Origin of the sequence: Asticcacaulis solisilvae (assembly GCF_052327315.1) — a bacterium.
GTDB classification, from domain to species: domain Bacteria; phylum Pseudomonadota; class Alphaproteobacteria; order Caulobacterales; family Caulobacteraceae; genus Asticcacaulis; species Asticcacaulis solisilvae_B.
This window is the reverse complement of sequence record NZ_CP166197.1, coordinates 302,401-314,989: the sequence shown is the minus strand read 5'-3', so window position 1 is coordinate 314,989 and position 12,589 is coordinate 302,401. Positions and strand designations below refer to the sequence as shown.

Here is a 12,589-nt window from a genome sequence, read left to right as displayed (position 1 = left end):
CGGAACGGCGGCATCAGAGGTGCGCGATCTCGACGATTCTGACGCCGAAATTGCCGTCGACCGCAACGATTTCTCCGCGCGCGACCTGCGATCCGTTCAGCCATAGATCAACCGTGCCGTTCAGCCTCGTATCCAGCTCGACGATCGATCCGACCTTGAGGGCCAGTATCTCCTGCACCGACAGCTCGGCCTGGCCCAGCGCGGCATTGAGCACCACGCGCGCGTCCTTGAAGATCGGCGAATCCGTCGAAATGACCGAACGGCTGTCCGATCGGGCGGACACTGCCTCCCCCTTCCCTTTGCTGGCGGCCGCTTCCTTGGCGGTGCTGTTTTCCGATCGAGTATTCATTTCACTATCCGGGACTCAAGCTTTGAACATAAGGGCGAGACGGGCTTCGGCGGTCGTCAGAACCGCCTTAGCGAAGACATCGTCAGACAGGAGGCCGGCGATATCGACGGCCTGGTCGAGGGGGCGGTCGAGCACCAGCACGTCGCCAACCGCCAGTTCGTTCAGTTCGGACAGGGTCAGCTCGACCTTTCCAATCCGGGCTTCGAACGGAATCCGGACATCCGCGAGTGCGGTGGCCATCGGCTGCAGCGGACACTTCGGACCGGCTGGCCGCCCGAGGGCGGCTTTCGCGTAACCGAAGACGACGCCAGCCGGAATGGCCACGACGAGAACTTCGCGTCCCGAAGGTTCGGCCAGGCTCACCAGCAGACCGCCGTCGTCATCCAGGGGATCTTCCGGCCTGTCTGCTACTAACTTCGGACGGCCTGCGACGCCCATAGCGCGCTCGAGCGTTTCGGCCAGGCCGTCCAGTATCTTCTCTTCAAGCCCGGCCAGAAGCCGCCGGTCGGCGGGCGTCGGATCGACAGCCTCCGAACGCAGGTCGAGCGCCCGGTTGACCAGGCGCGACAGGGCCGGTCGTCCGCCACGGACCGCGACAACCGTCCGGTAGACGCGCCAACCCGTTCCGTCGCCGTCCGGCCGGGAAGCGCTCATGGTCGCGCGCACCCCGGCGACGACGACGCCGGACGCGACGAACCATTCCGCGCTCCATTGGGCAACGGCCTGCTCAAGGGTTTCACGCACGGCTTCCAGGCTAAGTACGCCCCAGGGAAGCCAGTCGCGGACGTTTACTGTCACCCGTGACCTCTCATGCCGAACAGTTGCTGGATCATATCGTTGGTCGCGCTGACCACCTGGGACGACGCGTCAAAGCCGCGCTGAATGAGGATCAGGTTGCCGAATTCCGCCGTCAGGTTGACGTTCGATGCTTCGACCTGCCCGGTTTGCAGCGATCCGGTGCCTTCGGTGCCGCTGGTGGCGTAGTGCACTGCGTTCTTAGGGGCATTCCTGAACAGGCCGTTGCCGACCCTGACCAGTTGCTGTTGGTCCTGGAAGGTGGCCAGCGCCACGGAGCCCACGATCGTCGTCTGCGAATTCGAGTAGTTGAGGACGACCTGGCCCTGGGAATTGACGGTAACGCTGCTGAGCGTTCCGACGGCGTTCCCGTCGACCTTCGACGCCTGCAAGGTGTTGGTGGTGCCGGCAGAGAAGCTGGTCGCGCTGGAAAAATCGAGCGCGACGGACATGGCATCGGCCCCGGTAGGCGTTGCATTGATCGTGATGGACGATCCGGCGGCCGCGACGCCGCCAGTGAAGGTCACAGTGCCTGTCCCGAGTGTCGCACCGGTTTCGTCCTTGATGGTGGCTGTCCAGTTCACGCTGGTGCCGGTCGACGTGCCGGTCGTGTCCTTGGCCAGGCTGACATCCCAGGTATGGGCGACGCCGTTGGAATCGTAGACCCTAATATTGGGCACGTCACCCGTGGTGGCGGACGACGACAGGTTCTGGGCGAAGGTGATCGTCTTGGTCGCGACCGGCGCAAAGGTCTTCTGGTTGGTGACGTTGACGACTTCGGGCTGGTTCGAGGCACCCAGTGTCATCAGACGGCTGCCCGCCTGGTCTACGACATAGCCTTTGGAATCCACCGAGAACTGCCCGGTCTTGGCGTAGAAGGTGTCGCCATGTTCATCCTGCACGACCAGGAAGCCGTTGCCGTCGATCGCCAGGTCCAGCGCACCGCCTGTCTGTTGCAAGGTGCCCGGCGTGAAATCGATGGTTTCCTTGTTGTAGCGTACCCCCGCGCCGTTCGAGCCGCCCGACTGCGAGTCCGTATAGCCCAGGCTGCCATTGGGGTCGCTGAAGACGTCGCTGAACGACAAGGTCGAGGCCTTGTACCCCAGGGTGTCCAGGTTGGCGACGTTGTTGCTGATCGTCTTCATGCCCTGCGAATAGGCCTGCATGCCACTAAGCCCGATGTATATCGATCCAAGCATTCTTCTGGTCCTTATTGAACTTGCGTGATGGCGGACAGTTCGACGTTCGCGACGGTCTGGCCGTCGGAGGTCGCGATGGTAAGTGAAGGCTTTCCACTGGCGAAGGTCACGGACTTGACCGTGCCGATGGCGTTGGTCGACCCGGTCGTGGTGAAGTCAACCGTCTTGCCCAGCAAACCGGTCGCCTGGAGCGACGATTGCGTGTCCAGGAGGGTGGAAATCGACGTATTCAGGCTCTGGATCTGCTGGAGCTCGGAAAACTGCGCCATCTGGGAAACGAACTGGAAGTTGTCCATCGGCTTCAGCGGATCCTGATAGGTCAGTTGCTGCAAGATGATCTGCATCAGCGACTTGAAGTCGAGGCCCGATGCACTGTCACTCGATGTCGCGCTTACGGCTGAAACGGCCATGGGGATCTCCGGTTATCGGGTCTTGGAAAGGTGGCGGATGACGGCGCCGTTCAGGCGCAGCTCGCCAAGGGGAAGGCCGGCCTCGGACGCGGCTTCGTCGGCCACGGTTTTCAATGTCTGCCGGTCGCTTTCGCTCAGGCCGGGCGCCGCCGCGACGATGTGCAACTGCTCGTCGCCTTCCGACACGGTGATGCTCACATGGCCGGAAGCGGCTTCCGTCTCAGGCTCGAAGCGGAAAGGCGCCTGCGCCTTGCGGGGCGCCGTGACGTCTTTCGCCGCATCGCCCGTGCGGATAACGGAAAAGGCCGGACGCGCCGCCGAAGCCATGACGGGCATGTCGGCCACGACCGGCGCCTGAAGCGCCCCCACGGGCCACGCCTGCATCACAAAGGTGCGCGCAGACGCGCCGGGAGGCCGGGCGGATGGCACGGCGGCTGCCGGGAGCCGGACCGCCGGGTCGGTCACGGCCGGCTCCGCGACGGCGGACTCCGCGGCGGGCGCGGCCGAAAAGGCAGCGGAGGACACAGACGCGTAGACCGGCGCCACGGGCGCCTGCCGTGCCACGGACGGAAGGGGCGGAGGCGCATCGGGCGCCACACCGGGAACCTCGGGGGCAGCCCCCTGGCCTTCAGACGGCGCCAACGGCGAGCCGAAACCCGCAGGACCGCCCAACCCGAACATACCCAGGGCGTCGAAACCGAAAACGTATTGCGACAGCACCGGCGCCGCCTTCGTTCCGGTTTCATCGTCGCCTTCCTGCGGCGATGAAAAGAGGGTCTTGAACGGCAAGGTCTGGCCGGGTTGGCCCGCAGGCGTCCCCAGCCCCAGCACCTGCGGCAATTGTGTCGTGTCTATTCGCATGGCGCCCCCCAGCCCGATGTCGTTCGCCCCATCTGTATGTCCATGGCGGCTTCGTCGCGCCGTCTGGCGTCGAGCCGGACGGCGCGCGCGGTCAGCTCATCCACCGCGTCGGCGCGGGCCGACAGGGTCTGCAGCACGGTGCACAGGCCCTGGCGCATGGCCCGGACCTCCCCCATGTCCTTTTCAGTGTTCGCGATGGCCGATTGCGTGCGCAGGATTTCCGTCGCCCAGGCCGCCGACGCCGTCAGTTGCAGCGACCCGCCCGTCACGACGCGCTTCCAGCCGTCTTCCTGCGCCCGGAGGTTCCGGCCTTCCTGTTCGCGCTGCCGGCCGAGCCGTTCGAGGCGGGCGTTCATGCGCTCGACCTCGAGCTCGGCGCGCTGGCGCTGGGCGTCGCAGATCTGTCCGATGGCCTTCAACTTGCCGATGCGGGCGTCGCGTTTCATCCTATGCGCGCCCCTCTATCACGGTCTTCAGCGCATCGGTCGTCCGGCCAAGCGGCGAATGTTCCGAAGACGATTGCTTCAGGTATTTCATCAGGGCGGGCCGGCGTTCGATAGCCCGGTCGATCTCCGGGCTGGCACCGGCGACATAGACGCCGCTTTCGATCAGGGTGCGCGAGGATTCGTATGTGCTGAGCAGGGCAACGCCGGTCTGGGCGTCTTCGCGATGCTGGGGGCTCATCAGGTCCCGCGATACGCGGCTGATGCTGCGCGGCACGTCGATCGCCGGGAAATGCCCGCGCTCGGCCAGCGGCCGCGACAGCAGGATATGGCCGTCGAGCAGCGACTTGAGCATTTCCGAAATCGGATCGTCGATGTCGTCGGTTTCGCTGAGCACGGTCATGATGCTGGTGATGGCGCCGCCGGATTTCAGCGCGCCGCAGCGCTCGACCAGCTTGGGAATCGCCGCGAAAACGCTGGGGGTGTAGGCCCTGAGCGTCGGCGGCTCGCCGGCGGCCAGGCCGGTCTCGCGCATCGCCATGGCCAAGCGCGTCACGGAATCGAGCAGCAGCAGGACATGGTGCCCCTGCCGGCACCAGTGCTCGGCGATCGCCAGCGCGTAGTCGCCGGCGCGGACGCGCATGGCGGCAGCCTGGTCCGACGTGGCGGCGACCAGCGCCGTCTTGTTGCGCGCCTCGGCCGGGAGCGCCTCGGACCACAGGGCCTCGACCTCGCGGCCACGCTCGCCCACCAGGCAGATGACGACGCGATCGGCCCGCGCCTGACACGCCAGTTGCGTCATCAGGCTGGTCTTGCCGACGCCGCTGGCGGCAAAGACGCCGACGCGCTGCCCCTCGCCCAATGTCAGGAAGGCATCGATGGCGCGGACGCCGGTCTCGAAAACCCGCTTCGGCGGCGCCCGGTCGAGCGGTGCGGTGGCCGCACGTGTCAGCGGCGCAAGGTCGCGTCCCCGGATCGCGCCCTTTCCGTCGATCGGCCGGCCGAGTGCGTCGACGGCCCGGCCCAGAAGTCCATCACCCACCGGCGCAAGATCGGCTTCACGGCAGGCTTCGACCAGGGCGCCGGCGAAGGTGCGGACGTCGTCCTCAAACGGCACCAGCACGACCGAACCGGGATTGACGCTGACCACCTCGGCCAGGATTGGCTGGGCGTCGTGAAGCGATGTCTCGACCCGGCACAGGGTGCCCAAGGGCACATTCGGGCCGTCGGCCTCGATAAAGGTCGGCAGGATGCGCTGCACCTGGCCGGTACGCGCCACCAAATCCGCCGAACGGATACGCCCCAGGAAAGGATGTTCGGTCATGATGCGCCTGTCCCCCCTTCGGTCATATCGCGGAGCAGCGCCCCGAGCTCAGCCCACTGCCGGTCGAGCCCGACGTCCAGCGTGCCCAGCTTGAGCTTGATCCGGCATTCGCCGCTTTTCCGCGCCACCGAGGCGTGGACGGCCGGACCGAGAGAGCCCAGAGTGCGTTCCAGCGCCGCCAGGGCCTCGTCGTCCGGGAAATCCGCCGCAGAAACCTCGATATGCAGCACCGCGCGGGCCTCAAGAGCCTGAACCTGATGGCGTACGATCGCGGCAACCAGGTGCGGCCGCTCGTCGGCTCCGCCGAGAATATTGGCAAGCGCCTCGTGCGCCAGCACCGGCGCCAGGCTTTCCAGGCCGCCCAGGGCTTCCGCAAAGACAGCCTGCGCCTGGGCGATACCGGCCTCCAGCCGGGCCAGCCGCTTCTCGCCCTGGTCTTCGGCCTCGCGAAGTCCCGCGTCCCGCCCCTTGGCCTCGCCCTTGCGGAAAGCTTCGTCCGCTTCGGCCCGAACTTCGGCGAAGCGGGCTTCCTGCGCCTCCAACTGCTTTTTGAGCGCCTCGTGTTCGGCGCGCAGCTTCAGAAGTTCCGGATCGACGGCCTTGGCCGGCGTATCGCCCGGCACAACAGGTGCCCCGGTCCAGGCCGACACCAGCGCGGCGCCATCCTTTTTCACAACCCGGCTCATGCGTGCGCTCCGTCAACAGGCAGTGACGCCGCAAGCGCGCGCAAGGTCTCCGCCGTCTTCGGCGTGATGGTATAGTCGGCGCCATCCATGGGTTGCTGTCCCAAGGTGCGTGCCGCCAGCCAGTCGGAAAGCCCCGATGTCCGCGCAACCTGAGGGACTGCCTCCAGTTCGAAAATGTCGCCGACATCGGTATAGGCAGCCAGCAGAGCGCGCATCATGGCCGCCTGACGGGGCTCAAGCATCGCCAGCACCGCGGCGATATCTTCCGTAGTCGCCGTTGCCAGCTCGATTACCAGCTTGCGCAGGGCCTTTTCAGAGTGGACCGGCGGCATCGCCCTCTCCCTCCTCCAGCAAGGCCTGGAAACGATTGGCAAACTCCCGGCGCTCGGCTTCGGTAAGCTTGCGCGGCTGGCGCCCGCCCCGGCGGATCTGAGCGAAAGCGGCGACACCGCCGATGGCGACCGCGACGGCCGCCGAAATCCAGAAGGCCGGCCAGGGGAACGGCGACGGCTGCGACGGCGCGACGACCGTCCTGACGGTATGCCCGCCCGTATAGGCCGCCGTAACGCCGTAATCCCCTGCGGCGGCCGGAGCGGCCGGCCCTTGCGTGGTCACGGAAATCTGGTCGCCGAGATCGGGATTTTCGCTGATCGCCGACGCCGCGGCGATGCGGATATTGCGCATGCTGTCGGCGTCCCGGGCGGCCGCATCCCCGACCGAGACCGCCAGCGGGAACTTGCGCAGTTCCGGCGTCCAGCCGGCAAAGGCGCCTTCGCCGCCGCCCGACGTGCCGTCGGCCGGCCGCGCGGTCACCTTCACCGCGAAATCGTGGTCGGGGTAGGTTGCGGAAAGCGCCTGGCGCACCTTGTCGGTATAATAGACTTCGGCGGCGTGCTGGGCGGGCGCTTCCGATGCCGGCGCATCCAGCGGCGTGTCCACTGCGACCGTTTCCGAACTGACGACCTGGCCTTCACCGTCCAGCACCACGACATTGGACACGTCGAGGTCGGACACGGCAGCTGCGACCAGACGCTGGATCCCACGGATCGCGCCGGGTGAAACCGGCCTGCCGGGCTTCATGGTCAGGGCGATCGAGGCCTTGGGCGGGCGCTTGTCGTCCTGGAAGACGGTCGGGTCAGGCAGCGACAGGTGCACCCGGGCCGTATCGATCCCATCCATGGCCATGATGGTGCGCGCCAGTTCGCCCTGCAGGGCACGCTGGTAATTGATCTTCTGGGCGAATTCGGTCAGCCCGATGTCGGACTTGTTGAAGAGTTCGAAGCCGACCGTGCCCTTCAGCGGCAGGTCCTCGGACAGGATGCCGAGGCGCGTGGCGTCGACCTTATCCTTGGGCACCAGAATGGTCGTCCCGCCGTCGGCCAGGTGATAGGGCACCTTCTTCTTATCGAGGTCCGCCACGATGGTCGCCGCGTCCATGGACCGCAGGTTCGAAAACAGGACCGCGTCCGGCTGCCGCAGGAACACAAAATAGAGCGCGGCCGCCACGAAGCCGACGATGACAAGCCCGCCTACCGCCAGAAGGATCTGGCGCTCACGCGACATGGAACGGACCTGAACGAAGATACTCATGGATTACAGCTGCATCCGCATGATTTCCTGGTAGCCTTCGACCACCCGGTTGCGCACCTGGAGCATCAGCTGCAGCGACAGCTGCGCCTGTTCCAGGGCGTAGATGACCCGGTGCGGCGGCACCGAATCGTTGACGATAAAGGACTTCACCAGCGAGTCGGCTTCGGCGGACTGGTGGCCGACACGGTCGACCCCATCGGAGATCATCTGGACGAAGGATGGGCCATGTACCGACGACGGCGCCTGGGCCGGCGACGGCATCAGGGCGTCGGTAGCGTCGGTGGCGGTGACCGCGCCGATGGCGGCTAACGGGTTGGTGCTCATGACGAGCGTCCCATGTCCAGAGCCTTGACGTACATGGTTCGCGCCGCGTTCATGGCGACCAGGTTGGCCTCATAGGCGCGCGAAGTCTTGACCATCAGCACCATCTCGGCCGAGTGGTTGATGTCGGGATAGGAGACATTGCCGTCGGCGTCGGCCATCGGATTGCCGGGTTCGTGCACCTTGCGCGGTGGCGTATCGACGGGCTCGACGCCGTAGACGGCGACGCCGTCGAGACTGGCCGGGTTGCTGCCAAGATGCCCCTGGAACGACGTCTTCGGGCCCGACACCAGACGCATGGCCCGGTAGGGTCCGCCGTCCGGCGTCTTCACCGTGTTCACGTTGGCCAGGTTGTCGGCGATCACCTCGAGGCGCCGCCATTCGACATCCAGGCCGCTCAGGCTGATTTCCATGGCTTTCATGATCAGCTGGTCCCCAAGGCTGTACGCGTTTGCTGCATCTGCAGCGTCAAAATCTGGATCAGGGCGGCGTAGCGCGCCGTGGTCATCGAAGCCGTCGCCATCTGCAGGTCCAGGCGGACGCCCGAAGCCTCGGCGGCATCGGTGTCGCGCTCGACCTTGACCTGCACGGCATTGACTGCGCCGGCTCCGCGCTCGCTGGCGGCGCCCAGGCTGTCCTCGAACGACACCTTCAACGGCCGGTACCCCGGTGTGTTGGCATTGGCGATGTTTTCGGACGTGACCGCCGCGCGTTCGGTCAGTCCGTCCAGCGCCTTCAGCGCCATGACCGCTGTCAGACCCGACATGAGGCCCCTCCCCTGTGATTATTGAACGACGATGTCGGCATGCAGCGCCCCCGCGGCCTTGATCGATTGAAGAATGGAAATGATGCCGCGCGTGTCGACGTGCGCCTGGGTCAGCGCCTGCACTAGGTCCGCGACCGTGGTGTTGGGCAGCCGGACCACGGCGTCCTGGCCTTGCGTGGTTTCGATCTTCTTGCTGGCGACATACAGGCCGCGGCCATAGCCGTATTCGCTTGTGTAGGGTTGCCCGGCGTCGTTGTCCTGGCTGACCGAGACCTTGATATCGCCCTGCGACACCACGACGCTCGAAATCTGCACGCCGCCGCCGGCGACGACAGTGCCGGCGCGCTCGTTGACCACGATGACGGCGCGCGCATCCGGCGTGACCGACACGTTCTCGATCTGCGATACGAAGGCATAGGTGTCGCTGCCGACGTTGCGGGCGTCGATGGTGACGGTCGCCGCGTCAGTCACGCGCGCCACCCGCCGGCCGAAGCTGGTATTGATGCCGTCCTTGATGCGTTCGGCCGTGGTCGCGTCGGCGTCCTGCAGCACGAAGGTCAATTCGCCGTCGCGGTTGACCAGGCTGGACGAGGCCGGCGTTTCGATCGTCGCGCCGCCGGCAAGCACGCCCGACGTCGGATAGTTCTTCTGCTGACGGTTCTGTTGGGCGTCGAAGCGGTAGCCGCCGACCACCAGCGTGCCCTGCGCCAGGGCATAGGTCTGCTGGTCCGGGCCCATCAGGGGCGTCATCAGGAGCGTGCCGCCCACCAGGCTGCGCGCATCGCCGACCGACGACACCGTGGCGTCGATCCGGTCGCCCATGTGCGCCGACGGCGGCAGGACGGCCGTGACCATGACCACGGCGACGTTGCGGCTGTGCACCTCGTCGGGCGATATGTTGGCGCCCATGCGGCTCAGCACGTTCTTCACCGCATCGCGCGTCACGGCGCTGGCCGGAGAATCGCCGGATCCGGCAAGGCCCGTGACAATGCCGTAGCCCACCAGCGCGTTTTCGCGCCAGCCAAGGAACCTTCCCAGGTCCTTGACGCGGACGGTATCAGCCCAGGCCGGCGCGGCCAGGACGGACAAAAGACAGGCAATCAGACCGATGCGCGCCGCGACTGTCACCTGTGCCACCATGAAAACAGACCGGGTTTCTTTTCGCCAGGCCCGGGCCCGCCATAGACGATGGAGGCGTCGGCCAGCGCGCTGGAATAGACGGTATTGGTGTTGCTGATGTCGGCGCGACGCACGCGGCCGGTCAGGTGGATGCGGGTCTTTTCGCCGTTGAGGTCGATCAGCTGGTCGCCCGTGACGTGCAGGTCGCCGTTGGGCAGCACGCCGTCGACGACGACGCTGATGCGCGCGACCAGTTGATCCGACCGGCCGTTCTGTCCGTTGGTGGAATAGTTGTAGTCGCCCGATGCGTCGAGATGCCCGGCATGTTTCAGGCCGGACACCTGACCCGACAGGCCGGCGCCGCTCTCACGCGTATTGTGGCTGGTACCGGACGCCTGCGACACTTCCTGGATGAGGACGGTCAGGCTGTCGCCGACCGCTTCCGCCGCGCGATCCGACGCCAGGGCGGGCCAGGTCCCGCCATGGGCGTACAGGTCTTCAGCCAGCACCCGGCACGGGACGGATGCGGCCAGCCCCAGGATCATGGCGATCGCAACGGCTTTGTTACGGCAGGCACCGTTCATCCCGCATCTCCTGTAAAGCGCACGCTCATCACCGTGCCGTCGGCGGCGCGGACGAACAGCTTCTGGCCGGGGCTGGCCGGCTGCAACGCTTCAACTTCCCGCTGCACTACGACAGGCCCGACATGAACCTGGACGAACAGCTTCTGGCCAGGCGAGATGCCCGCCATCATCGATGCCGGGATCGCCGCGATCACGTCGCCGGGCTGCAGGGCGCGGGTCATCCGGGCGGCGCGCATGGCTGCGTCGTAGCGCACGGCCGGCGCGGATTTCGTGCCGTCGCAGGCGACCGCCGTAAAGTCCGAAACCCCCGGCACAGCGCCGACCGCCAGCGCACGGGTGGCGCGCAGGCAGGTATCTGCCGCCTGCGCGGAGGGCAGGACGGCGGATGCAGCTATGGCGATGAAAATCCCGGCGGCCGACATCGTGCTTATCTCTTCAGCTCGTTGTCGATGCCCATCAGTTGGTCGCCGGCCTGGACGACCTGAGCGTTGGCCGAATAGGTGCGCTGCATCAGCAACAGGGTCACCATTTCACGCGACAGGTCGACGTTAGACGCTTCGGAAAACCCCTGGGCCAGCACACCGGCGCCCTCGGTCCCAGGCGCGGCGCGCACGATGTCGGCGTCCGACTGCGGCACATAGAGGCCGCCCCCGATCGCCGTCAGGGTCGAGGGATCGTTGTCCTGCGACAGCTCGATCTGCCCCAGGCTGACCGGCTGCGCGGAACCGTCCACGGTCGCCGTAACCTTGCCGTCAGCCGAGATGGTCAGAGCGGAGGCGTCGTGCGGCACCGAGATCATGGCCTGCAGCGGCATACCGTTCGAGGCGGCGAGATACCCGTCGGGGTTGACCATCAAGCCGCCACCGCGCCACAGCATGGTCTGGCCGCCCGGCCCCATCAGTTCGATAAATCCCGAGCCGTTGATCGCCAGGTCGAGCGGCGCTCCGGTGGCATTCAGTTGGCCCTGGGTGAAATCCACCGGCGCACCGTCGAGCTTCACGCCCAGCATAGCCGCCTGCGCGTCCGCCGCCGATGTCTCGTGGCCGTCGGCCGGCAATGCCACCGGCGCCACCATCTGCGAAAACTGCGGATGGCTTTGCTTGAAGGCCCGTGTATTCAGATTGGCGATATTGTTGGCGACAATATCCAGCGCGCGCTGCTGGGTATCGAGCCCAGTGGCGCCGATATAAAATACTCCGTTCACTGACTTCCCCCCTACCCTTACCCCTGTCCGAACGTCGTGATGGCTCTGCCCATCAGATCGTCATATGTGTTCATGAGATGCTGGCCGGACTGCGCCTGACGCAGCGCCGCCATGATGGTCATCATTTCCGCGCCGAGTCCGACATTCGACGTCTCAAGCGCACCCTGGCGGACCGATGCCGTATCGAGCGCGGCGACCGTCGCGTCCGGCGCCGAATAGAGCCCGTCCTCGCTCAGCCGCACCGCCTTCGCATCTGCGAAATCGACGACGCCGATTCGGCCGACCGGTTCGCCCGACTGCACGACGGTGCCGTCGTCCAACACCTTGAAATCGCCGGCTTTCAGCACCAGGTCGCCACTGCCATGCTGCTGCAGGATGGCACCCTGCGCCGTGACCAGATGCCCTTCGTCGTCGCGCCGGAACTGCCCCTGGCGCGTATAGAGCGTCTCTCCGCCCGGTGTGCGGACGGTGAAGAAACCCGTGCCCGAAACGGCCAGATCGGAAGGATTGCCTGTATCTTGCAACTGTCCTGAGGCCAGGTCGATGCTCAGCGAAGGCGCTTGCGCCAAGCCTGCCGCGGCGCCTGATTCGCCCGTCAACGCGTCGATATTCGGCGCACCGACCAGGCTTTCGAAGCTGATCTCGCGCTTGTAACCCGGCGTCGCGGAATTAGAAATGTTTTGCGCGGCAACCTCCACGCGTCTCTCGACGCGCGACAGGATATCGCCGACACTTTCCAGAAATGCCCCCACTGGAACTCCTCCCCTAACGGAAGAGAAGCCACACTTTGGGCGATCAGGCAAGCCCCCTGAAATATGATAACGTCAATATGTCATAATTTCAAATTATGGGATATTAAGTGGATACCGCACCGCGCGAAAGCATGATCTTGCCCATCCTGTTGTTGCAGAAGCCTTGGGTGGTCGGATGTGCGGATA

18 protein-coding genes are annotated in these 12,589 nt (G+C 65.9%); all 18 read right to left on the bottom strand.

Annotated elements, in window-relative coordinates:
* Positions 1-13: 13 nt before the first annotated feature.
* The gene (locus tag AB8717_RS20500) at positions 14-283 is read right to left on the bottom strand and encodes a FliM/FliN family flagellar motor switch protein (RefSeq protein ID WP_443751380.1); all 270 of its coding nucleotides are present in this window, start codon (positions 281-283) and stop codon (positions 14-16) included.
* Positions 284-364: 81 nt separating this feature from the next.
* Positions 365-1,147 (bottom strand): FliM/FliN family flagellar motor switch protein, encoded by a 783-nt coding sequence (locus AB8717_RS20495; protein WP_443751379.1) that lies wholly within the window; start codon positions 1,145-1,147, stop codon positions 365-367.
* On the bottom strand, positions 1,144-2,343 hold the full coding sequence (flgF, locus tag AB8717_RS20490) for a flagellar basal-body rod protein FlgF (RefSeq protein WP_443751378.1): 1,200 nt from the start codon (positions 2,341-2,343) through the stop codon (positions 1,144-1,146). Before flgF ends, AB8717_RS20495 begins: the two co-directional genes overlap by 4 nt.
* An 11-nt stretch (positions 2,344-2,354) precedes the next feature.
* Complete coding sequence (locus tag AB8717_RS20485; RefSeq protein WP_443751377.1) at positions 2,355-2,753, bottom strand: flagellar hook assembly protein FlgD; 399 nt, start codon at positions 2,751-2,753, stop codon at positions 2,355-2,357.
* Positions 2,754-2,765: 12 nt separating this feature from the next.
* Positions 2,766-3,614, bottom strand: coding sequence for a hypothetical protein (locus AB8717_RS20480; RefSeq protein WP_443751376.1), 849 nt, complete (start codon positions 3,612-3,614; stop codon positions 2,766-2,768).
* Positions 3,605-4,060, bottom strand: a complete 456-nt coding sequence (locus AB8717_RS20475) for a hypothetical protein (RefSeq protein WP_443751375.1) — start codon at positions 4,058-4,060, stop codon at positions 3,605-3,607. The genes AB8717_RS20480 and AB8717_RS20475 overlap by 10 nt, the downstream gene beginning before the upstream one ends.
* Before the next feature lies 1 nt (position 4,061).
* Positions 4,062-5,381, bottom strand: a complete 1,320-nt coding sequence (locus AB8717_RS20470) for a FliI/YscN family ATPase (protein ID WP_443751374.1) — start codon at positions 5,379-5,381, stop codon at positions 4,062-4,064.
* Positions 5,378-6,067: a FliH/SctL family protein gene (locus AB8717_RS20465; RefSeq protein WP_443751373.1), complete on the bottom strand. Its 690-nt coding sequence runs from the start codon at positions 6,065-6,067 to the stop codon at positions 5,378-5,380. Before AB8717_RS20465 ends, AB8717_RS20470 begins: the two co-directional genes overlap by 4 nt.
* Entirely contained in the window at positions 6,064-6,399 is a 336-nt protein-coding gene (locus tag AB8717_RS20460) for a hypothetical protein (RefSeq protein ID WP_443751372.1), read from the bottom strand. Before AB8717_RS20460 ends, AB8717_RS20465 begins: the two co-directional genes overlap by 4 nt.
* The gene (fliF, locus tag AB8717_RS20455; protein WP_443751371.1) at positions 6,380-7,657 is read right to left on the bottom strand and encodes a flagellar basal-body MS-ring/collar protein FliF; all 1,278 of its coding nucleotides are present in this window, start codon (positions 7,655-7,657) and stop codon (positions 6,380-6,382) included. The genes AB8717_RS20460 and fliF overlap by 20 nt, the downstream gene beginning before the upstream one ends.
* A gap of 3 nt (positions 7,658-7,660) precedes the next feature.
* On the bottom strand, positions 7,661-7,981 hold the full coding sequence (fliE, locus tag AB8717_RS20450; protein ID WP_443751370.1) for a flagellar hook-basal body complex protein FliE: 321 nt from the start codon (positions 7,979-7,981) through the stop codon (positions 7,661-7,663).
* Positions 7,978-8,400: a flagellar basal body rod protein FlgC gene (flgC, locus tag AB8717_RS20445; protein ID WP_443751369.1), complete on the bottom strand. Its 423-nt coding sequence runs from the start codon at positions 8,398-8,400 to the stop codon at positions 7,978-7,980. Before flgC ends, fliE begins: the two co-directional genes overlap by 4 nt.
* A 2-nt stretch (positions 8,401-8,402) precedes the next feature.
* A complete protein-coding gene (locus AB8717_RS20440) occupies positions 8,403-8,744 on the bottom strand; it encodes a flagellar basal body rod protein FlgB (protein ID WP_443751368.1) in 342 nt (113 codons plus the stop codon).
* An 18-nt stretch (positions 8,745-8,762) separates the two neighbouring features.
* A complete protein-coding gene (gene flgI / locus AB8717_RS20435; RefSeq protein ID WP_443751367.1) occupies positions 8,763-9,884 on the bottom strand; it encodes a flagellar basal body P-ring protein FlgI in 1,122 nt (373 codons plus the stop codon).
* The gene (locus tag AB8717_RS20430) at positions 9,869-10,447 is read right to left on the bottom strand and encodes a flagellar basal body L-ring protein FlgH (protein ID WP_443751366.1); all 579 of its coding nucleotides are present in this window, start codon (positions 10,445-10,447) and stop codon (positions 9,869-9,871) included. The genes flgI and AB8717_RS20430 overlap by 16 nt, the downstream gene beginning before the upstream one ends.
* Positions 10,444-10,869, bottom strand: coding sequence for a hypothetical protein (locus tag AB8717_RS20425; protein ID WP_443751365.1), 426 nt, complete (start codon positions 10,867-10,869; stop codon positions 10,444-10,446). Before AB8717_RS20425 ends, AB8717_RS20430 begins: the two co-directional genes overlap by 4 nt.
* Before the next feature lie 5 nt (positions 10,870-10,874).
* A complete protein-coding gene (locus tag AB8717_RS20420) occupies positions 10,875-11,651 on the bottom strand; it encodes a flagellar hook-basal body protein (protein ID WP_443751364.1) in 777 nt (258 codons plus the stop codon).
* A gap of 17 nt (positions 11,652-11,668) precedes the next feature.
* On the bottom strand, positions 11,669-12,403 hold the full coding sequence (locus AB8717_RS20415; protein ID WP_443751363.1) for a flagellar hook-basal body protein: 735 nt from the start codon (positions 12,401-12,403) through the stop codon (positions 11,669-11,671).
* Positions 12,404-12,589 lie beyond the last annotated feature (186 nt).

What these genes read in the sequence shown, in the direction of transcription:
- AB8717_RS20460 (WP_443751372.1), bottom strand. Translation starts at nt 6,399, where the DNA reads ATGCCGCCGGTCCACTCTGAAAAGGCCCTGCGCAAGCTGGTAATCGAG.
- AB8717_RS20485 (WP_443751377.1), bottom strand. Translation starts at nt 2,753, where the DNA reads ATGGCCGTTTCAGCCGTAAGCGCGACATCGAGTGACAGTGCATCGGGC.
- fliF (WP_443751371.1), bottom strand. Translation starts at nt 7,657, where the DNA reads ATGAGTATCTTCGTTCAGGTCCGTTCCATGTCGCGTGAGCGCCAGATC.
- AB8717_RS20475 (WP_443751375.1), bottom strand. Translation starts at nt 4,060, where the DNA reads ATGAAACGCGACGCCCGCATCGGCAAGTTGAAGGCCATCGGACAGATC.
- flgI (WP_443751367.1), bottom strand. Translation starts at nt 9,884, where the DNA reads ATGGTGGCACAGGTGACAGTCGCGGCGCGCATCGGTCTGATTGCCTGT.
- AB8717_RS20425 (WP_443751365.1), bottom strand. Translation starts at nt 10,869, where the DNA reads ATGTCGGCCGCCGGGATTTTCATCGCCATAGCTGCATCCGCCGTCCTG.
- fliE (WP_443751370.1), bottom strand. Translation starts at nt 7,981, where the DNA reads ATGAGCACCAACCCGTTAGCCGCCATCGGCGCGGTCACCGCCACCGAC.
- AB8717_RS20430 (WP_443751366.1), bottom strand. Translation starts at nt 10,447, where the DNA reads ATGAACGGTGCCTGCCGTAACAAAGCCGTTGCGATCGCCATGATCCTG.
- AB8717_RS20440 (WP_443751368.1), bottom strand. Translation starts at nt 8,744, where the DNA reads ATGTCGGGTCTGACAGCGGTCATGGCGCTGAAGGCGCTGGACGGACTG.
- AB8717_RS20465 (WP_443751373.1), bottom strand. Translation starts at nt 6,067, where the DNA reads ATGAGCCGGGTTGTGAAAAAGGATGGCGCCGCGCTGGTGTCGGCCTGG.
- flgF (WP_443751378.1), bottom strand. Translation starts at nt 2,343, where the DNA reads ATGCTTGGATCGATATACATCGGGCTTAGTGGCATGCAGGCCTATTCG.
- AB8717_RS20480 (WP_443751376.1), bottom strand. Translation starts at nt 3,614, where the DNA reads ATGCGAATAGACACGACACAATTGCCGCAGGTGCTGGGGCTGGGGACG.
- AB8717_RS20470 (WP_443751374.1), bottom strand. Translation starts at nt 5,381, where the DNA reads ATGACCGAACATCCTTTCCTGGGGCGTATCCGTTCGGCGGATTTGGTG.
- flgC (WP_443751369.1), bottom strand. Translation starts at nt 8,400, where the DNA reads ATGAAAGCCATGGAAATCAGCCTGAGCGGCCTGGATGTCGAATGGCGG.